The organism is Bernardetia sp. ABR2-2B, from assembly GCF_037126435.1.
Lineage (GTDB): Bacteria > Bacteroidota > Bacteroidia > Cytophagales > Bernardetiaceae > Bernardetia.
In genome coordinates this window covers 4,469,533-4,490,273 of the sequence record NZ_CP147020.1, presented here as the reverse complement: position 1 = coordinate 4,490,273, position 20,741 = coordinate 4,469,533, and the positions used below count along the sequence as shown (strand labels likewise).

The 20,741-nt window shown below is 32.6% G+C and carries 13 protein-coding genes; 5 read left to right on the top strand and 8 right to left on the bottom strand.

Annotated elements, in window-relative coordinates; translation table 11 throughout:
- Positions 1–279 precede the first annotated feature (279 nt).
- Positions 280–1,722, top strand: a complete 1,443-nt coding sequence (locus WAF17_RS18900) for a PAS domain-containing protein (protein WP_338763082.1) — start codon at positions 280–282, stop codon at positions 1,720–1,722.
- Positions 1,723–1,823: 101 nt separating this feature from the next.
- A complete protein-coding gene (locus WAF17_RS18895; protein WP_338763079.1) occupies positions 1,824–3,215 on the top strand; it encodes an alkaline phosphatase D family protein in 1,392 nt (463 codons plus the stop codon).
- 218 nt (positions 3,216–3,433) lie between these two features.
- Here the strand turns inward: WAF17_RS18895 and WAF17_RS18890 are convergent, their stop codons facing one another.
- A complete protein-coding gene (locus WAF17_RS18890; RefSeq protein ID WP_338763076.1) occupies positions 3,434–4,195 on the bottom strand; it encodes a lipoprotein signal peptidase in 762 nt (253 codons plus the stop codon).
- A 319-nt stretch (positions 4,196–4,514) separates the two neighbouring features.
- Here WAF17_RS18890 and WAF17_RS18885 point away from each other — a divergent pair, with 319 nt between their 5' ends.
- A complete protein-coding gene (locus WAF17_RS18885; protein ID WP_338763073.1) occupies positions 4,515–5,840 on the top strand; it encodes a hypothetical protein in 1,326 nt (441 codons plus the stop codon).
- A gap of 124 nt (positions 5,841–5,964) precedes the next feature.
- Here the strand turns inward: WAF17_RS18885 and miaB are convergent, their stop codons facing one another.
- The 3 genes from miaB to WAF17_RS18870 all read right to left on the bottom strand — a co-directional run bounded on the left by miaB (position 5,965) and on the right by WAF17_RS18870 (position 10,341).
- The gene (gene miaB, locus WAF17_RS18880; RefSeq protein ID WP_338763070.1) at positions 5,965–7,452 is read right to left on the bottom strand and encodes a tRNA (N6-isopentenyl adenosine(37)-C2)-methylthiotransferase MiaB; all 1,488 of its coding nucleotides are present in this window, start codon (positions 7,450–7,452) and stop codon (positions 5,965–5,967) included.
- Between the two features lie 376 nt (positions 7,453–7,828).
- Positions 7,829–8,893 (bottom strand): MoxR family ATPase, encoded by a 1,065-nt coding sequence (locus WAF17_RS18875; RefSeq protein WP_338763067.1) that lies wholly within the window; start codon positions 8,891–8,893, stop codon positions 7,829–7,831.
- Positions 8,894–8,940: 47 nt separating this feature from the next.
- Positions 8,941–10,341, bottom strand: a complete 1,401-nt coding sequence (locus tag WAF17_RS18870) for a hypothetical protein (protein ID WP_338763064.1) — start codon at positions 10,339–10,341, stop codon at positions 8,941–8,943.
- A gap of 193 nt (positions 10,342–10,534) precedes the next feature.
- On the opposite strand from WAF17_RS18870, the gene WAF17_RS18865 reads away from it, so the two are divergent.
- Positions 10,535–11,053, top strand: a complete 519-nt coding sequence (locus WAF17_RS18865; protein ID WP_338763061.1) for a YqiA/YcfP family alpha/beta fold hydrolase — start codon at positions 10,535–10,537, stop codon at positions 11,051–11,053.
- A gap of 111 nt (positions 11,054–11,164) precedes the next feature.
- Here the strand turns inward: WAF17_RS18865 and WAF17_RS18860 are convergent, their stop codons facing one another.
- The 4 genes from WAF17_RS18860 to WAF17_RS18845 all read right to left on the bottom strand — a co-directional run bounded on the left by WAF17_RS18860 (position 11,165) and on the right by WAF17_RS18845 (position 16,262).
- On the bottom strand, positions 11,165–11,983 hold the full coding sequence (locus WAF17_RS18860) for a transposase (protein ID WP_338763058.1): 819 nt from the start codon (positions 11,981–11,983) through the stop codon (positions 11,165–11,167).
- 108 nt (positions 11,984–12,091) lie between these two features.
- Positions 12,092–13,450 carry a type ISP restriction/modification enzyme gene (locus WAF17_RS18855; RefSeq protein WP_338763055.1) on the bottom strand — a complete coding sequence of 453 codons (1,359 nt, stop codon included), beginning with the start codon at positions 13,448–13,450 and terminating at the stop codon, positions 12,092–12,094.
- 308 nt (positions 13,451–13,758) lie between these two features.
- Entirely contained in the window at positions 13,759–14,355 is a 597-nt protein-coding gene (locus WAF17_RS18850) for a transposase (protein ID WP_338763053.1), read from the bottom strand.
- Between the two features lie 164 nt (positions 14,356–14,519).
- On the bottom strand, positions 14,520–16,262 hold the full coding sequence (locus tag WAF17_RS18845; protein WP_338763049.1) for an N-6 DNA methylase: 1,743 nt from the start codon (positions 16,260–16,262) through the stop codon (positions 14,520–14,522).
- A 320-nt stretch (positions 16,263–16,582) separates the two neighbouring features.
- Between WAF17_RS18845 and WAF17_RS18840 the strand changes: the two genes are divergently transcribed.
- Positions 16,583–20,677: a WG repeat-containing protein gene (locus tag WAF17_RS18840; RefSeq protein WP_338763047.1), complete on the top strand. Its 4,095-nt coding sequence runs from the start codon at positions 16,583–16,585 to the stop codon at positions 20,675–20,677.
- The last annotated feature ends 64 nt before the right edge of the window (positions 20,678–20,741 follow it).

Genomic DNA, 20,741 nt, shown 5'->3' with positions numbered 1-20,741 from the left:
CACTTACAATCAGTAAATTATATTTTCTATACTTAATCTTATATTGCCTCAACGACAAACAGCAAATTAAGTGTGATTTAACTTTATATATCTACGATAAAACTTTCTTAAGAACAATAGTAAAATGATTCATAATGATAGTATTTTATAGTTTGAAAATCTTATATAGAACAAACATAAATAGTAAATCATATAGAAACACAAAACAAAAAATAATCCTATCCGTTTTAAATTGAAACTCATGAAAATACCATTACCTCCAAAAATATTATTATTCTTATGTTCGACACCTATTCTGAAAAAGAACGTCTGAATATTCTAAAAAAATATCAAATAATAGATACCCCCTCCGATAGTGCATTTGATAAAATCACTAAATTTGCTACCCAATTATTCAATGCTCCTATTTCTCTTATTTCTTTGGTAGATGAAGATAGAGTTTGGTTTAAATCGGTAGAAGGATTAGACCTAACAGAAATACCAAAAGAAAAAGGATTTTGTGGTTCTGTTATTCTTTCAGATGATATTTTCGAAATACAAGATATTTCAAAGCAGCCTACCAACTCACAAAATGCTTCAATTTGTAAAGAACTTGGACTGCGTTTTTATGCTTCTGTGCCTCTGAAAGTTGAAGGTAAATATAATTTGGGTACACTTTGCATTTTGGATAAAAAGCCTCGTGTACTTACTGAAAAAGAAAAAGAAACTCTCAAATCTTTAGCAGGTTTAGCAATTGAGCAGCTTGAACATCATTTTTTAGCTAAAAAAGCTATACAAACACAAGAACATACACTTGATATGATGGAAGCTCTTTATGAAAGCAGTAATTATTCAAAAAGTTTTATTGGTAAAGATTTGAGAATTATTCATACAAATCAAGTTACTAAAGATATATGCAAAGTAATTTTTGGAAGAGAACCCCAAAAAGGAGATTTATTACTAGATTTTATCCTGCCTATCTATCAATCAGAGTTTAAGGAACTCTATAAAAAAGTATTGGCTGGAGAAAGTATTGAGACAGAAAAAATTGAAGGCGAGAATTGGTGGAAATTTAGAATGATGCCTGTTTATGATAAAAGCTCAACTATTATTGGTATAGCACATAGTTTGGAAAACATCACTCAACAGAAGAATATGACCAAAAAGGCTAAAGACCTCAAAAATAACTTGGATATTCTTGCACAAAATTTTCCTGATGGTTCTATTTCTTTAATAGATAAAAATATGAAAGTCTTATATACTGGTGGGCAAGGCTATAAAATATATAATATCGAACCAACCCGTTTTTTTGGCAAACATGTTAGTGAAATGCTTATTCCCAACTTATACCGTAAATTACAAGAAGTTATTCCCCAAATTTGGAGAGGTCTTACGGTTTCGTATGAAGTAGATTACAAAGAACAGGTGTTTTTGACAAAAGTATCTCCTATAAAAAACAAAAATGAGCAAATAGAAACTTTTGTATTGGCAGTAACAGATATTACAAACCAAAAGCAAAAAGAAATTAGGATACAAAAACAAAACGAACGCTTGAAAGAAATCGCTTGGCAGCAATCTCATGAAGTAAGAAGACCTGTTGCTACAATTTTAGGATTGATAAATTTGATAAAAATGGAAGAAAGTCACGAGTATGTATTATCGTATCTAAATTACCTACAATATGAAGTGAAATTACTTGATGAAATTATTCATAAAATCGTAGATGCCACAAATGAATATTAAAAAAACAATATCGATAAAGTAACTCTAAATTTGTACTCTTTCTTGAAAAGATGCGTAATTTTACGAATGATTAATTTAATTCAACTACAAAATTTTCAAAAATGATTACTCACACAAAAAAGCTAAGTCTGTTTATTTGTTTTTTATTTTTAACTCTCTCTTTTTCTTTTGCTCAACAAGAGATTAAAGAAGAACTTCTTCAATCAGGTCCTATGGTTGGATATTCTGAAATGAGCGAAATCGGTCTTTGGGTACAAACCAAAAAATCAGCAAAAGTACAGATTGCATACCGTCCGAAATTAGATATTGCGACAGAAAAAGCTATTTCAGATACTCCTTTTCAACTTACAGAAGCTATCCAAACCAATTCTCTGACAGCTTTTGTAGCCAAGCCAGTTTTGAAAAACCTTGAACATTCTACAAAGTATGAATACAAAGTCATCATTGATGGTAAAGAAATTCTTTTTGATTATGATTTGAAATGCCAAACTCAACTTCTTTGGCAATACAGAACCGACCCACCAAAAATAAAATTTGCGTTTGGTTCTTGTGTTTATGTCAATGAAGAAAAAAATGACAGACCTGGAAAAGGATATGGAAGTGAATACGAAATTTTCACTTCTATTTATAAAGAAAACGTCGACTTTATGGTATGGGGAGGAGATAATACCTATTTACGTGAGCCAGACTGGGGCAGCCGTTCAGGCATTATGCACCGTTATACACACACTCGTTCGCTTCCAGAAATGCAACCACTTTTGGCTACTGTTCATAATTATTCTACTTGGGACGACCACGATTTTGGTCCTAACGATTCTGATTATACATTTTGGAATAAAGATATTACTACAGAAGCTTTCCGTCTTTTTTGGCACAGTCAGAACACAAATAATATTGATGGTGGAAACGATATTGCAAGTGTTTTTTCTTGGGGAGATGCTCAGTTTTTTATGTTAGATAATCGTACGTTCAGACAATCGCAGGATTATGAAGCAGAAAACAAAGACTATTTGGGAGAAAAACAAGTACAATGGCTTATCGAATCATTAGTTTCTAGTAAAGCAGCTTTTAAGTTTGTAGTGATGGGGGCGCAGGTTTTGAATGAGAGTGCCATTTTTGAGAACTACTCTACCTATCCAGAGGAGCGCAAAAAACTTTTAGATGCTATTCAAGAACAGAATATCGAAGGTGTAATTTTCCTTACAGGCGACCGTCATCATAGCGTAGTTACTAAAATGGAACGTGAAAATGATTATCCTTTGTATGATTTTACTTCTTCATCACTTACAGCAGGTGCAGCTTCTCCTTATGGAGATGAAAACCCGACAGCCATTAAAGAATCATTTATTGGCAAAACTCACAATTATGCAGTTATTGAAATTGAAGGAAAACGAAAAGAGCGTGTTCTGACAATTACTTATAAAGATAAAGATGGCAAAGACTTGTATTCACTGACTATTAAAGAAGAGGAACTAAAGCGAGAAAAGAAGTAACTAGCTGATATTACGTAACAATAAAATGTCTGTATTTTTTTGTACGAACAAACAAAACCCACGATTTTAATCGTGGGAAAATAACACGTCTTAATTTCCCATAACTAAAGTTATGGGTTTAGCTTTCTAGCTGCTTAACATCAGTAACCAAAAACTAAAAATCCTGTAAAACCATTTAAGTTTTACAGGATTTTTTCTTAGATATAGATTTGAAAGAACTAATTTCCTTTTATTTCATCTTTGCTTATATCACTTTCTCCTGCTAAAAATACGTTTGTATCTCCATTAGACTTCACTTCTTTTGTTTCTATATTTTCTTCTGTATTCTCTCCTGTATTCTCTTCTCTGAGTTCGTCTTCTAAAGCTTTTTCAATTTCTGTTTCTACAATTTCTTCTCTTGGAAAGAAACGCTTTTGCCAAATTAAGATAATACAAACTCCAATAAAAATAGCTGCATCAGCAATATTAAAAATAGGAAAGAAAGAATAATGGTCGCCACCAATAAAAGGTAAATTATCTGGAAAATAGCCTGAAGCAATATCAAAATAGAACATATCAATTACCTGTCCGTGAAACCAAGGATAAAAACTAGGTTCATTTCCATACATCGGAACAGCATTTCCTTCTATAAAAACGCCATAAAAAGTAGAATCTACAATATTTCCAAACGCTCCACCTAAAATAAGAGCCATACTAAAAACAAATCCTTTTGGAGCATCACGCAACGCAGCACGAGCCATTACGAAAGCAATTCCTATTCCTGCAAAAATTCTAAAAACTGTCAAGATAAGCTTTCCATAGTCAGAACCTAACGTAATGCCAAACGCCATTCCAGGGTTGAGTGTGTAATGAAGCTTAAACCAATCTCCAAAAACGTGAATATCTTCACCCAAAGAAAGTATAGAATGAATATATAATTTGAGAGCTTGGTCAATAAGAATTACGCCTAGCGCAATGAGAAAATAAGGTAGATATTTCATTGTTTTTTTAGAAATTCAAAAATAATTTAGCGCATTGAAATCTAAATAAATTTAGATTTGAAAACGTAGCTACAAATTTATTAAAAATGAAGCGTTTAATTAGTAAGACTTAACAAGTTTTAGCGACTAGAGTTATTAAATTCTTACAAAAAACATAAAAAAGACAACTAAACTCAAAAAAAACATCTTAAATGAGATTTTTTACAGCATTTTAAAATATCTAGTCTATCTAAAAAGTCAAAATTTGCTTACTTTTGCAGCCTTATAGCTATACGATTTGTATGCTAAATAAAAATAGTTTATTCAAAAATAATTTATTATGAAATTCAAACATACATATTCTAACTCTCTTTCAAAACTATTTTATATAGGAAGTTTCTTAGGGTTTATTTTTTTGAGTAGTTGTTCTGACTCTTCCCAGTTAGAAGGACAATGGGTGCGTTCGGATTATAAAAGTACGCTCAAAGTTACAGATGAAAAGATAATTTTTGATAATATTACAGAAAAAGAATTCGAAATCAATGAAAACACATTAAAAGTAATGGCTCTTGGAATTTCTGATAGTTATCAATTTGATTTTAAAGGAGACACACTTATTTTGACAAAAGATAACATAATTCAGAAATTTATTCCGAAAGACAAAGCAAAATCAGACCAAGAACAGATAGAAGTTTTTTTACAGCCTGAAATAGAAAAAGCCTTTGAGCAGAAAGTAACTAAACTTACTCTTGAAAAAGAGCATTGGGGAGACATTAAAGAGACTATTCATTTAGAAAGAACTCCTTCTATCACAGATGACGAATGGGTTTATTTAGCCCAAACCACCTTTGAAGATACTTCATTACCTACTGCCACTATTTTTGTAAGAGCAGGAAGAGACAAGTCGGGCATTCTGAAACCTATTTGGAAAGAAATTTTAGAATCAAGTACAAAACGTTACCTAATCAAATCCATGGGGATTCCAACAGAAGAAGTAAAACTCACTCCAACTGTTGGAAATACTTTTGATGCTCTTGTTACTACGGATACTGGAAGCGAAATTCTTTTAACTCTTGATCCCAAAAAAGGTGTTTTTCCGAAGCATGACAAAGAAACTGTTTCAAGCTATTTTGAATACGTAATGAAGAAAAAATATGGTGTCAAAACAATAGAGAAAGTGCGTTTTGAGAAATCAGAACAGAATAGTTATGAAGGAAAAATGCTTTTGGAAAATGGAAATGAAACAGCTATTACTTACGCCGAGCAATCAGGAGTACAGTTTCCAAACTTAAATGAAACAAACAAAAAGCTATTAGCTCATCGTTTTTTAGAGAATGATTTGGAGATAGAACTAGAAGTAGAAAGTTCAGAAATTATCAATAATTTTGTTCGACTTGCTACCAAAACAGAACAAGGAGAAAGTTTGGTTGCCTTTGTTGATGTAATTCGTGGTTGGTATCCTGAAAACACCTCTACTTCACTTTCTACAACGCTTCATTATCGCATTGAAAAACACATCACAAATGGATTAAAAGTTAATTCTGTTTTGCTCAATCAAAAAGATAAAAATAAATATGAAGGAGCAGTTGATTATTCGTCTGGTGCTGTAAATAAAATTGCTGTCGAACACAAAGGGCAAAGTTTTGCTTGGGAATTTGTGAAATAACATTTTCTTATTTTCAATCAAATTTATAAAAGCAAAAACCCTAAAAGTCAAAATTTAATCTGATTTTTAGGGTTTTATTTTTGATGCTAATCAACCGTCGTTGAGACTCAAATGAAGTAAAAAATTAATTCGCCAAGTTCACAGCTTTTCCAAATAGCGTAGCCGAAGTACAGTCATGAACAGCTACATTTACATACTGTCCTTTTTCATAATTCTCTCTAGGGAAAACAATTACTTTATTGTCTGTCGTTCTGCCTTGCAAATCTTTATCAGAGCGTTTGGATTCTCCTTCTACCAAAACCTTGTGTGTTTTACCAATTAATCTCTGATTACGAGCCAAAGAATGCTTTGATTGAAGCTGAATAATTTCACTCAAGCGTTTTTTCTTTACGTCCATCGGAATATCATCTAAATATTTCTTAGCTGCGAGTGTTCCAGGGCGTTCAGAATAGAAAAACATATACGAATAATCGTAATTTACGTATTCCATCAACGTCAATGTTTCTTGATGTTCTTCTTCTGTTTCAGTACAAAAACCTGCAATCATATCCGAACTAATCGCACAGTCTTCTCCCAAAATCCTGCGAATGGCATCAACTCTATCAATATACCACTCTCTTGAATACGTACGATTCATTAGTTTTAATACTCTGCTATTTCCACTCTGAACAGGCAAGTGAATGTACTTACAAATGTTTTCATATTTTGCCATTACGTGCAACACATCATCTGTCATATCTTTTGGATGTGAAGTCGTAAAACGTACTCTTAGATTTGGGTCTATTTGAGCCACCATTTCCAAAAGAGTTGCAAAGTTTTCTTTTCTTATTTTTTGTCCTGTTTCGGCTTCAAAATTTTCTGCTTTTATGGTTCTCGGTACGTTTGTCCATTTGTACGAATCTACATTCTGACCAAGCAAAGTAACTTCTTTGTAGCCTTGAGCTACCAAATCCTTAATTTCTTGTACAATAGAATCTGCTGGACGGCTGCGTTCTCTTCCACGAGTAAACGGAACAACACAAAAACTACATACATTATCACAGCCACGCATAATCGAAACAAAGGCAGAAATACCATTTGAGTTTAGACGAATAGGCGAAATATCAGCATACGTTTCTTCTCTTGAAAGCAAAACATTGACAGCTTTTTGTCCATCATCTACTGCGCCTACAAGTTTTGGTAAATCACGATACGCATCAGGGCCTGCTACTAAATCTACAATTTTTTCTTCTTCCAAAAATTTGTGTTTCAAACGCTCTGCCATACAACCCAAAACACCTACCATCATTTCAGGTTTACGTTTTTTGAGTCCGTTGATGTGAACTAAGCGTTTGCGAACCGTTTGTTCTGCTTTTTCACGAATAGAACAAGTATTTAGGAAAATCAAATCAGCGTCTTCGGCTGTGTCAGTCGTTCCAAAACCGTGTTCTTGCATTACAGAAGCTACAATTTCGCTATCAGCAAAATTCATCTGGCAACCGTAACTTTCGATGTAGAGTTTTCGCTCTCCTTCCTTTGCAGTATTGGCTGTTTTGGCTACCGTTTCGCAAGGTTCGTGTATAGCTTCACTTGCTTTATCTACGATGTCTATATCAGCAATTAATTTATTCATTTTGAATGTTTTTTATGTATTTATCCAAATTCGTTTATTTAAAAAATGGATGTCGGTTTTATCAACTTACAAAGTTACTAAATTAGTTCTTATTTTTTGGATAAAATTTTTGGCTTTTTTCAAACAAGTAGGTCAGTCCCAAAGGGCAGATCGTTTGATAAAACTGAGAGAAAATGACTACAAACGGTCTGCTCTACGAGACTGACCTATATTATGTGTTTCTAACATTATCAAAAATACATAAAATCAGATGATTTTTTATCTTTGAAAATCTCATTGAGAACGAAAACCAAAAAAAAGACACTCCAAAAAAATTGAAGTGTCTTTTTTAAAAGGTTATAGTATTTCGTCTTGAAATAACATTCCAAAACCAGTTTTATCTAGGTACATCTAATTTTTGTATCATTTCTTTTACCAAATCTTCGCCTGTCAGTCCTTCCATTTCTCGCTCTGGTGTTATCATAATACGGTGTCCTAAGACTGGATAAGCTACTTCTTGAATATCTTCTGGTGTTACGAACATACGACCACGCAAAACTGCCATCGCCTTCGACGCACGCATAATAGCTAGTGAAGCACGAGGAGAAGCACCCAAATAAAGTGAGCCATGATTCCTTGTTTGATACGTAATTTCGGCAATATAATCTAGGAGTTCGTCTTTGATATGCACCTCTTCTACAATCTTACGACACGCCAAAATATCTTCACCTTTCAAGACAGCATTTACATCAGAAATATCATTTCGCAATTGGTTTTTGAAACGGTACAAAATCTGTTTTTCTTCATCAAGACTAGGGTAGTCCAAGCTAATACGAAATAAGAAACGGTCTAGTTGCGCCTCTGGCAAACGGTATGTTCCTTCTTGTTCGATAGGATTTTGAGTAGCAATAACAAAAAACGGAGCTTTCATTTTGTGAGTTGTTCCGTCAATAGTTACTTGACGCTCTTCCATTACTTCAAAGAGTGCTGCCTGTGTTTTGGCTGGTGCACGGTTTATCTCATCAATCAAAACAATTTGAGAAAAAACAGGGCCCGGTGTAAAATTAAACTCTGCTTCTTGAAGGCTGTATATGGTCGTACCCAAAATATCAGTCGGCATCATATCAGGTGTAAACTGAATCCTTGAAAAATCAATAGAAAGTGTACGAGCTAAAAGTTTTGCTGTAATCGTTTTGGCAACCCCCGGAACACCCTCTAAAAGTACGTGTCCGTCAGCAAACAGACTTACTAAAAGCAAATCAATCATTTCATCTTGACCAATTATTATTTTATGAATTTCGGTTTTTACTTTCGAAACAGATTGATAAATAAAATCTAACTGCTGATTGGAAGAAGACGTAAAACTAGACTCTTGAGATGAATCATGAGTAGTTTCTTCAGATTGAAAACCTGTATCTCCAAACTGATTTTCTGATGAGTTTTCCGATGTGTTATCTTGCATAAATTAGCTAAATGTGATTAATAGTTTTTTAATTCTAAATTTTTATTTTATTTAGAATTTGTATAAAATTCTTGTATTTGAGTATGTATTTGTCGTAGAAGCCACTCTGAAACTTCATGCTGTCCGTTTACTTTCTGAATATCAGCTAAAAGCAAATCTATAAGTCCTCTATCTATACCCGAACGTTCAGATAGTTTCTTTCTAAAATCGTCATCTATATGTTGTGTGTTCATGTGATAATGAGTACGTACATAATCGAAAAAGAGACGGATTTTGAGTTGAGAAAGGCGTTTGTGGTCTTTTTGCAAATAATAAAGTTGCCCTACTGTTTTGGTAAATTCTAAAGATGTATTTTCCTCTTTTCTTAGAATTGGAATAATACGTTGCATTCTTTTTCCTCTGAAAATGACAAATAAAAGCGCACTAATGAGCAATGTATAATATCCCCAAGCTAGTGAAGGTTGAGAAAGAATATAACTCAATGGACTAGGTCCTCTATCTTGTTTTTGATATTCTGGTATTCCTTGTTTGAGATAATGTGAACGCTCGTCCCACAAAATATTTCCTTCTGGAAGATACGAAAAAGCTCTTTCTACATATTTTTTTCCATTTTCTTGAATAAGATAATAATTAGTGAAAAGAATTGGGTTTTTATGAAAATAGAAATAACCTTTTCCATATTTTACACGAATGAAATTAGTATAATTTTGAATTTCTTCTTCCATTACATCATCTTCTGTGTATTCCCCATCATAATTTTCTTCATCACTCTGAGTATATTCTTCTTCTTGATTGTTATCAGAATTATAATTTTTTCCTTGATATACATGGCTTTTGCTCATTTTTGTCTCTTTATGGAGAAAACCTAATGCTTTCGTATTATCCTTATTATCCAAAGCATAATCATTGAAATAGTTCCAAGACTTGGCTACTGATTCGTTTCTTATTGTATAATTAAAGACAAAGTTTTCTTCTTCTGCAAGAGCAGTATTTGTGAAGTTAGTAGAAATTAGTGAGTCGTAGGCATAATCATATCCTTGATATAAATCCAATAACGTAAATAAAGTATCAGGAATAGTGTTAGCTGCAAAAAAGGCAGTATTTCCTTTTTCTACAAAACCCATAAGAGAGTCTATTTCATTATCTAACAAATAAGGATATTGTCCTAAAAAAATATAGGATATTGGAGTTGTTGCTTCTTTTATTTCTTCTTCTGCTAATTTTTCAGTCAATAAATTATCTACAAAAACAAATTCTTTCTCTGTTTTATAACTCTTCAATAGGTTAAAGACCATGTAGTTATTATATGGCTCTTTGCTTTCTGTAAAATAAGTTTCACTCCAATCTATATGTTGATTTTGTAGGTAAGCAAACAACCAAAAACCAATCGGAATCAAAGCCAAAACAGCTAACGTAACTAGAATATTTGTGAATGTTCTTTTTTCCATGAATCTATTTTTTTGCTTTCTGAATAGAAATCTTATAAAACTATATTTAACCTTGTCTTTGTTTTGTCTTTATTCTCTTAGGTCGAAAACTAAATTTACTAAAAATAATGTAATTAATTCGATATTGCCTTACCTTTACACAACTCTTTATAAATTTTTGATATAAAAACACTTCTTTTTTTCTTAAAAAATAATGAAAACACTTTATTTACATGGCTTAGACAGTTTCTTATCTGATGAAAAACGAGTTATTTTAGAAAAATATACTGATAACTTGATTGCTCCTTCAATAGATTATCGCAAAGACCCTTATACGATTCAGACTTTATTAAAGCGTTATCAGAATCAAAAAATAGAACTTGTCATTGGTAGTAGTATGGGTGGACTGACAGCTTATTATCTATCTTGGTTTTGGCAAATTCCGTGTTTGGCTTTCAATCCTGCACTGCCTTACAGAAGTATTATTCAAGAATTACCTGCGCTACCAACGATGGTAAATAATGAAAAAAATCCTAGAAAAGAATATTTACGTGTGATTTTGGGAAGACACGATGATACGATTAATCCTTTTGATACATTACCAATTTTGATGAGTGATATGAATGAAAATGAACCTCTATCTATTCATCTTCGAAATGATTTAGCTCATCAGATTCCGTTTGATATTTTTGATGAAGAACTAAATTATTTTTTTGAGAAGGTAAAAAAGTAACTTTTTTGGTGTCATTAAAATACTAATCAAAGTAAAAAAGATTTACGTCTTTGCTACAATGAAACTGTATTTTTATTTAACACAACAAGCTCAAAAAAGATATTTTCAGCCTTAGTTTCCTTTATTATTGTCTTTTTTAGTAGGATTAAATCGGTCTTCATACCAACGTTGAGGGTTTTGGTCAACGTAGTTGGCTATTTTTTGAAAAGAACGATAATTTCTAACGATGTGGTCGTGATAGTTGCGTTGCCATATTCTTTCACCTTTTGTATTACGTAATTCGTTTATTTGTTTTGTTACGACGGTTTTGAAGATTCCGATAAATGAAGAAATAGAATTGGGTTGGCGATGTAGTAGCGATTCACCGTCGTGAATCGCACCGTCGTGAATCGCACCGTCGTGAATCGCACCGTCGTGAATCGCACCGTCGTGAATTGTATTGTCGTGAATCGTATCGTCATGAATCGTATTGTTGTGAATTGTATTATTTTTATTTTGAGACTTACCACGGTGCGTCTGTACGGTATTATTATCATTAAATTCAATTTCTATCAGCATATGCACATGATTGGGCATCACTACCCATTCGTGAAATATCCAATTATTTCGTATTTCTATTGATTTTAGAATTTCTTCTTCTACAATTTTCCCAAACGGATTCAAATTCATTCTTGCAGATTCATCATATATCCGTACAGACGCACCGTCGTGCGTCTCATTATCCCGAATCTCATTATTCTGAATTTCATTATTTTTAGGATTCGCATTATTTTCAAGATTCGCACGATGGTGCGAATCTACGATAACATCGCCAAATAAACATTCGAAATCTTGCACACAAAATGTAATAAAATAAATTGCTTCACTGCTATAATCCCACCCTTTCAAACGATGCGATTCTGAACGATATTTTCCTTTATATTTTGCCATAATCACTTAAAAATTAATTTCATTCGTACAGACGCACCGTCGTGCGTCTCTGTGTTTTGATACGCACGACGGTGCGAATCTACGTTATACATTTATACGGGTGCGTATTTATTTGGATTCCATTTCCTCAACAATCTTCATCGTCTTTACACTTACCGTACAAACACGCTGCAACAATTCAATTACTTCTTCTTTATAATCTTCAAATTTGTAGGTATTGAATTTTTCTCTAATCGTTGTATCTCTTGGTTTCTTTTCTTTGTACTGGTCAAGAATCCACTCTAGCGCACTTCTATTGCCCAATTTGTAGTCCCAAGCCACAGCAGGGATATTTTTTAGCGTGGTCAGATTATCCAAAACAATTTCATTTTTTATCTTGTCGGCTTTGAGTTTTGCTTTATTGAGACTGCCACTTTTGAGAGGTTTTTCTTCTCGCTCTAACTCATATTTTTCTATATTTTCATAATCAAGATGCAATTCCATTAATTCCTTTCCTTTTTCTGCCCAAAACCAAAAATCTTCATAAAATGGAATGCGTGGAAACTCCCTTTTTAGATTCAATTCATATTTTTTACGGTACGCTGGATTGTGCAGAACGCCATACACATAATGAAAAATATCTTCACGCTCCAATTCCCGTACAGCCATACCGTCGTGTGGCTCTGTGTTTTGATACGTACGACGGTGCGAATCTACGGAATCATCGGACGCACTACGCTGCGAACCTACGGAATAATGACTACGAAATTCATTCAATGCCCATTGCGTGATATTATCTATTCTTTTGCCTTCTTTTGTGTAACGGTAGAGGGGGAGGCAAAAAACACCTCCATTACCTTGTTTTAAGAAAGCTAAATCAAAATTGAGATTCGTAGACAAACAAGAAAGTAAGTGAGATGATGCTAAACTATACACAGTTATCAATCTGTTCTCTTGTCGTAAATCTTCTCCAAAAATATCATAATGGTTTTGTGTAAAAACATCATTCAATACCTTTTCTGCATACCATTTCTTTTTTATAAATGGTCTATAGTTACTTTCTACTAGTAAATCATTTTGCAATTCTAGTATTTGTTTTCGTTCAAATTTTTTCTTTAAATCTCTGCTCCACTTAATCGTACCTTTCCAAGATTTATCATTTTTCTTCAAAAGATTATTGTATTCTTTTACAAAATACTTCATTTTATCCTTTAAACTTTTCTCATCAAAATCATAAACCCATTCATCTCTATTTGTAGAAACTCCTAAAGAAGAAAACTCAAATAAAGTATTTTGATTTTTTTTATCAATTAATGGCATTAATTCCTCAAAATCGTTATCAGCTAGATTAATCCAGTTATTTTTTTTGCTAGGTTGAATTAACTCAAAAGGGATTTTATTAAACTTTGTGTCTTGAAACCACTCTAACTTTTCTTCTTTTCGTTGTTCATCTGTGAGTGTGAAATAGTATATTTTGGCTTTTTTCATTTTTTTTTATTTTAAACAGCTTATTTTTACTAAGTCAGACCTATGATACAGGCTTAGTAAAAATGCAAAACATATTTTATTTTATCCTCTATTTTCAACAGGTCTGTACCGAAGGTCTGACCTATTGAAAATAAGCATTTCTAATTCTTAATGGTAATAGTTTATTTTTGCCAAGTCAGACCTATGATACAGACTTAGTAAAAATGCAAAACATATTTTATTTTATCCTCTATTTTCAACAGGTCTGTACCGAGGGTCTGACCTATTGAAAATAAGCATTTCTAATTCTTAACGGTAATAGTTTATTTTTATAAGTATAGCTCTTTAATATCATCATCAAGAATATTGCAATAAGAATCTTCATAAAAAATCTCTTTGTTTTCACTTATATCAATCAACTCAAAAGCAAATTCTTTATTTATTAACTTTCCATTTCTGACACCCCAGTAATCACGAAAAGAACTAAATTCCCAGTCTTCCATTTTTTCGCATAACCCTGCTTTAATAGGATTTTGATGAACATAATTAAAGCAAATAAAAGGATAATCTTTGTGAGAATATTCTAAACTTTTAGCTTTTGTTTTTTGACGAAATAGAGAGCCTGAACGCTTGTACTTTTCATTAAATTGGTTGGCATACAAACTATTGAGTAATCTAAAACCATTGGTTAGTTTATTGATATTTATTCCTCCTAATTTTATTAATTCACTTGATTCTTCAGTTGCATTTATTATAAAATGATAATGATTTGGCATTAAGCAATAATTTATAATCTGACAAAAGGGAGCTATCCTTTCTTTGATTTTATATAAAAAAACGACGTAATCAGCTTTTTCTAAAAAAATAGTTTCTTGATTATTTCCTTGATTATAAATATGATAAAGTGTTTCAGATTCAAAGTGCATTTTTATAAATAGTTTTATTTATGAAATTTTGAAATGATATTTTTGCCAAGTCAGACCTACGGTACAGACTTGGCAAAAATGCAAAATATATTTTGTTCTATCTTCTATTTTCATTCGGTCTGTACCGTAGGTCTGACCGAGTGAAAATAAGTATCAAAGTCTTTTTACTTTTTTCTTATCAAAAACATGATGGCTACACCTGTCTGAATACCAAACACATTATGTGTCGTTCCTGCAATTTTTGGATTTGCTCGTACATCTGATTTTGTATCTACAATATAAACATGGTCAAATTCCTCTTTAATACATTTTCGGAAACCATCAAAAGTTCTGCTATCAATAAAACTACGATTAGTAACAAAAGCAATAATTCCTTCCTCTCCTAGCCTATCCATTGCCCAACGATAAAAACGAGAATACATATCATAAACTTTCGTTTTCTGCGCCGTACTTTCCTTTATATAAGTTGCTTTTATGCGTTTGTCTATTTCTGGATAGGTTCTGTTTTTATTGTTGTCGTTTTCGTTTTGTTGGTTGGCATTGTAGGGAGGGTTTCCAATAATGACCGATATTTTTTTGCTGTTTTGTTTCTTGATACGCTCTAGGTTTTCAGCCGAAAGACTTGTAAAAAGTTCATTTTGTTTTCCTGTAAAGCCAAAACCCATATTATCTAGCGTATCTACAAAGACAAGGTTTTCAAATTCTTTGTACTCTCCTGTTTTCTGTTGGTAGGCATATTCAATATTTAGATTGGCAATATAATACGGCAAAATACTGACTTCGTTGGCGTGGAGTTCGTTTTGGTATTTGTGTCTAATCTGTTCCTTTTTCGAAGAAGGAAAATAATCTATCAAATCGGTAATAAATGTTCCTGTTCCTGTGGCTGGGTCAAGAATTTCTACGCCTTCGCTCAAAAGTTCTTTTCCAAAATGCTCATACAAAAGATGGTCTGTACTCTCAATCATAAAACGTACAATTTCGTTAGGCGTATAGACAATTCCCAAACGGTCAGCTCCTTTCGGATTGTAGGCTTTATAAAAATCTTCATAAATGACCTTCAAAAACGTTTGTTTTTCCCTAACATCTTCTATTCTTGCAGCGACGGTTTTGATGGTGCTATAATAATTTCGGATTTTGGGATAAAAATTCTTCTTGATATTCTTTGTGAAAAAAGTTTTCAAGACATTTCCCAATTCGGAAGCAATATTATTGGAACGATGAAAATCAGCTTCATCAAAAATGGTATTGAAAATATCTTGTGTCAGAATATGCTGCACGAGCATTTCACGAACATCTTTTTTAGTAATCTCTGGATTAATACTATCCTGACAGATTTGTAAAAATTTATTTCTTGCCTTTACAAAATCAGTATTTGTCTTGGCTTCTTCGTCCATCAGCGCACGAAGTTCCTTTATAATGGGAGGAATATCTACTTTAAAATCTTCTAAGGCTTGTCTGAAAAGCGTATATTCAGGTCTTTCAAAACTGACAAATTGCTGCAAAAGTGAATACAAATCCTTGCCTTCGTCTTGCATAGCAGCCGTAGCGACACGTTTTCCATTTTGGTATAAAATGGCTTGATTGGTATCTTCAAAAATGATATTATCGTTGGGATAACCTTTGGCAAATTTCTTTTTTATTTCGTCTTCTATGTCGTCTGCTTCGTCTTTAGATTCCCAGTAGCCCCAGTCTAGTCTATTTACACCTTTCACAATTCCGTCTGGACGAATCGTTTTGCCTTCAGCATTTTTAATACTAATTTCTTCTACCAACGTTAGATTTTTGGTCTGACATAAAGCATACAAAAGATTTGAAAACGGACGTTTTAGCCCCATTTCATTTCTAACTCCCAAATCTTTTGCTTTGCTAAGTTCTCTTTGATAATGGCGAATGAGTTGTACAGACATGTTCAGTTATCAGTAATCAGTAAATGAGTGAATAGTATTTTATTGTTTTGTAAATATAGATAAAATATATTCTTTTTGTATAAAAAATACAGCATAGACAATGTAGTATGTGTCAGCTTGTAAAGTAGGCTTTAGCCTTCTCAAAAAAACACACTATTTTCAAATTTCACTTATTTTGAAGATTAAAGTCTTCGGTATATTTTACTCACTCTAAAGAGTAAGCTACATATTTTGATATTTTTTTTATGCAATTTATTGTATATTCACTCGTTTCATTTTCATAAAAGAATAAAAAAACACCAACTTAACCCTTTCAAACTATGCGTTTTCTATTCCTACTTATTTTATCTTTCACTCTATTTTTTCCTTCTTTTGCTCAAGAAATCACTCGCCTTCCTGTCCAAAAAGACGGAAAATGGGGTATTATTGACCAAAATTCAAAAAAAATCATTCCTCTTGAATATGATTTTGTAGAAGTAGGAGAGTTTAATTATTTGCTTTTAAAAAAGAATGATAACTGGATTGCAACAGATGAAAATGGAAAAGAGCTGTTATCATTTACTGAAAATGCTACTGAAATAAAGGTAATTGATTCACTTCTTATTGCTTATAAAAGCAAAGGAGCAAATCAAGAAAACAAATATACTTTTTTGAGTAAAAACGGAGGAAAGACAGAAGCCGTTTTTGATAGAGTTTTGAGAATGCGAAATTCATACGCTTTGGGTTATAAAAATGAAACAAAGAAATATGATTTGATAAGTCCGAATGCAAAAAACTTGATAGAAAGTATTGATACAGCTTATTTTTTGAGTAGTCCGAATATAAAAATTCAAAGTAATGTCATTCTTGCAAAAAAAAGAAAAGAAGAGTTTTTACCCAATCTCCAAGATGAAACCTTAGCTCAAAAACAGCTTTACAATATCACGCTTTTACCGAATGGTTATGTTAGTTTTGGGGCAGGTCGTCCGTTGGGAGTGGCTGATACAGATGGAAATGTAGTTGTTGAGCCAAAATACGCTTCTATTGTGGCACTTTCGATGGATTATTTGGCTTTGAAAGCTCCAACAGCAGACTGGTTATTATTTGATTTGAAAGCAAAAAAAGCAATCACAGAAGCCGAATATTCATTTTTTGAAGTGGTGGAAATTGATATAAATAAGAATAAAAAACAAATACGAATTACAGCTTGTAAGGATAGTAAATGTGGTGTAATGGACAACAAAGCCAACTTTATTTTACAACCTACCTATTCTCAAATTTATAATCTTCAAAACGTTCTCTTCGTAGGAAAAAATGAGAGTAATAAATGGTCAATTTTAGATACAAATGGAAAAGTCGTTTTAAAACAAAATTTTGATTTGGTTTATGATTTTACAGAATATTCTCCGTTTACAAAAGTAACGACACCAAAAGGCGACGGAATTATTGATAAGGATGGAAAATTAATTTTGAATCCAATTTATACAGGAATTGATATTTTTGTAAAAAAGAAAGGTGAAGCCATCGTTTTTGCCTATCAAAACGAAAAAATAACGGTTTTAGAATTTAGTACAGCCAATAATTTTACTATAAAAAAGAAAGAAACTGTTTTTCCTTCTTTCCAAGCCTTATCTTCTAATTATGCTAAACTAGATAAGCCAGAAGTATTTACGGCACAACTTGCCAATCGACTTTCAACAGATTATCGTTGGTTTCAGAATCCGAACACAAAAAAATGGCACTTACTCAACAAAAAACGTGAACCAGCTTTCAAAGAAGGTTTTGATGTCATTTCAGTTGAGCCGATTGCAGGTTTTACGCTAGGAAGAAATAATGTAAATGGAAGTCTTTCGGCTGCTGCACTGATTGACCACAAAAACGGAAAACTCATCAGTCAAAACAAACTTTTTTATGCTCAATTAGAAGATTTCAGAACGGCAGATGTAGCACGAGCGTATGCAGATAGCACAAAAGAAAATGCCATTCTTACAAAGGCAGGTCTGTTAGTTACAGAAATTGCAGGACAGACGATTGACTCAATGACTTATTTTTCTGAAAATCGTTTGCCAATAAAAGCAGGTGGAAAATATGGATTGATGGACGAAAAAGGTCAAGTTATTTTGCCTCCAACCTATTCATTTATATTTCCTTTTGAAAACGGAACAGCGAAAGTAAAGATTGGCGAACATTTCAAACTCATTGATAAGGAAGGCAAAACGCTTCTCATTCCAGAATATGATTACATAGGAAGTTTTGAAAACGGAATGGCACTCATCGTAAAAGATAAAAAAGTAGGAGTAACGAATAATAAAGGGCAACTAATTATTGAGCCACAATATGAACGATTGAGTATAGAAAGTGGAATCATCAGAGCTAGAAAAGATGGAAAGTGGGGCATCGTAAACACACAAAACAAACCTCTTTTACCTTTTGAATATCAGTATATCAGTACATTTTCTGAAAACACAGCTATTATCAGAAAAAATAATTTGTGGGGATTTCTATCCATACAAAACAATGCTCCTAAAATAATTTTAGAGCCTTCTATAAAAGCAGATTTTATAAATGAAATCAGAAATGGAATGGCAAAAGTGAGTTCTGGTCGCTACATTGAAGAAGACGGCTATGGAACTAAAAATGCCTATTACAAACAAAACGGAATTATCAAAACAAATGGCGACTGGATTTTAGAACAAAAGTACAGCTTCATTGAAGATAATATTTTTGAAACCAATACAGCTCAAAGTCAAGACCTTGTTTTGATAGAACAAAATAATAAAGTTGGTTATGCAGACAAAACAGGAAAAATTATTGTTGAGCCTTTGTATGATAATATTGAAAACAATTTTTCAGAAGTTTATTATTCAAAAACAGGTATTTCAGAAGTCAAAAAAAATAATTTAATTGGTTATATTAATCACGAAGGAAAACAAATTCTGCCTTTAGAGTTTTCGAAGGTCAATAATTTTTATGGAATTTATGATGTAAAAGATGCTGTAACCGTCGCTCAAAAAGGAAATCGAAAATACGGAACAATAGACCGACACAACAACACTATTATTCCTTTTGAATACGATTTTATAGGAATGGATAATAGAAATGATACGCTTTCTTTTGTCAAACAAAACAACAAATGGGGAGTAATTAATCCTTTTGGCAAAACAGTCGTTCCGATTCGTTATTCGTCTGTCAAATATTTACAGAAACCGAATACAAAAAAGGCTCTCATTGAAGTATTCTTAGATTCTTCTGTCGTTTCTTATTTAGATAAAAAGGGAAATTTCTTAGAAGATAATCCAAATAAAAATTTAATCATTGTAAAACAAGGAGGCAAGTTTGGAATCAAAACAGATACAAACGCAGAAACTTTTTTAGTAAATCCTTCTTATGATTTTATTGAAGAATTTGGAAAAGTAGGCAAGACTTCTTGGGCAAAAGTAGGAATAAAAAATCCAAAAAATCCGAAGCAACTTCTTTATGGAATAATAGACAATAAAGGAAATACTATTTTAGAAACGGATTATTTAGAAATCGGAATCTTATCAGAAGGAAAAATAGCCGTTCAGCAAAATCATAAATCAAGAGACAAACAACTTTTTGGTTATTTAGATGAAAACGGCAAAAAAGTAATTGATTTTCAGTATTACAAAGCCTTTCCATTTTCGGATAATATGGCAAAAGTAGATTTGTCAAGAGCAGGTACAAAGTGGTCGTATATCGATGAAAAAGGCGAAGTAGTTATCAAGTCAGCTTATACTTCTGGGTCTGATTTTGGAGAAGGAATGGCTGTTGGAGAAGTCTTTTTGATAGATAAAACAGGAAAACGAATTTCAAGGCTGCCGTATAGAAGCGTAAAAGCAGTAGGTAACTATAAAAATGGCTTTGAAAATGGGGTTATTGGATTGCAAACGGAAAGAGGTTTTATTCATCTCAAAAAAGATGGAACTCCACTTTACAACTCTTATTTTGATAGCTTGACAACCTTTAGAAACGGAATTGCTTTTGTAAAGACAGGAGAAAAATATCAACTTTTAAGACGCTCAACTGAAAACCCTGATACAGTTCGTTTAAACTTTTCAGCAACAGCAATGCGAAATTACCAATCAAAACATAAGACAAACAGAAAAATCAAGACTAAATATGGAGAGACAATAGTAGATTTAGGTTTTGAAAAAGTCGATGATGGTTACTGGCTAATGATAAATGAAAGTGGAAGTTTTGTTTCGCCTACTCGTTATGAAGCTATTTCTGTTTTGCCAACTTCTACAATTTTGGTAACGAGTGGCGTTTATGGCTATTCTGATTTAGATGGGAAATGGATTTTGCAACCTTCTTTTGAGGCTCGTCAGTATGTGCAAGGTTATGTTATTCGCTTAGAACGTGCTGGAAAAATCACCTATTTAGGATTGGACGGAAAAGTAATTTGGGAGGAGTAAAATACGAGAAAATGGGAAATGGTAAAAATATAAATTCTGCTTTTTAGACTTTGACAGTCTTTTG

Excerpts from the sequence above, each read along its gene's own strand:
- WAF17_RS18900 (WP_338763082.1), top strand. The coding sequence starts at position 280 with ATGTTCGACACCTATTCTGAAAAAGAACGTCTGAATATTCTAAAAAAA.
- WAF17_RS18895 (WP_338763079.1), top strand. The coding sequence starts at position 1,824 with ATGATTACTCACACAAAAAAGCTAAGTCTGTTTATTTGTTTTTTATTT.
- WAF17_RS18890 (WP_338763076.1), bottom strand. The coding sequence starts at position 4,195 with ATGAAATATCTACCTTATTTTCTCATTGCGCTAGGCGTAATTCTTATT.
- WAF17_RS18885 (WP_338763073.1), top strand. The coding sequence starts at position 4,515 with ATGAAATTCAAACATACATATTCTAACTCTCTTTCAAAACTATTTTAT.
- miaB (WP_338763070.1), bottom strand. The coding sequence starts at position 7,452 with ATGAATAAATTAATTGCTGATATAGACATCGTAGATAAAGCAAGTGAA.
- WAF17_RS18875 (WP_338763067.1), bottom strand. The coding sequence starts at position 8,893 with ATGCAAGATAACACATCGGAAAACTCATCAGAAAATCAGTTTGGAGAT.
- WAF17_RS18870 (WP_338763064.1), bottom strand. The coding sequence starts at position 10,341 with ATGGAAAAAAGAACATTCACAAATATTCTAGTTACGTTAGCTGTTTTG.
- WAF17_RS18865 (WP_338763061.1), top strand. The coding sequence starts at position 10,535 with ATGAAAACACTTTATTTACATGGCTTAGACAGTTTCTTATCTGATGAA.
- WAF17_RS18860 (WP_338763058.1), bottom strand. The coding sequence starts at position 11,983 with ATGGCAAAATATAAAGGAAAATATCGTTCAGAATCGCATCGTTTGAAA.
- WAF17_RS18855 (WP_338763055.1), bottom strand. The coding sequence starts at position 13,450 with ATGAAAAAAGCCAAAATATACTATTTCACACTCACAGATGAACAACGA.
- WAF17_RS18850 (WP_338763053.1), bottom strand. The coding sequence starts at position 14,355 with ATGCACTTTGAATCTGAAACACTTTATCATATTTATAATCAAGGAAAT.
- WAF17_RS18845 (WP_338763049.1), bottom strand. The coding sequence starts at position 16,262 with ATGTCTGTACAACTCATTCGCCATTATCAAAGAGAACTTAGCAAAGCA.
- WAF17_RS18840 (WP_338763047.1), top strand. The coding sequence starts at position 16,583 with ATGCGTTTTCTATTCCTACTTATTTTATCTTTCACTCTATTTTTTCCT.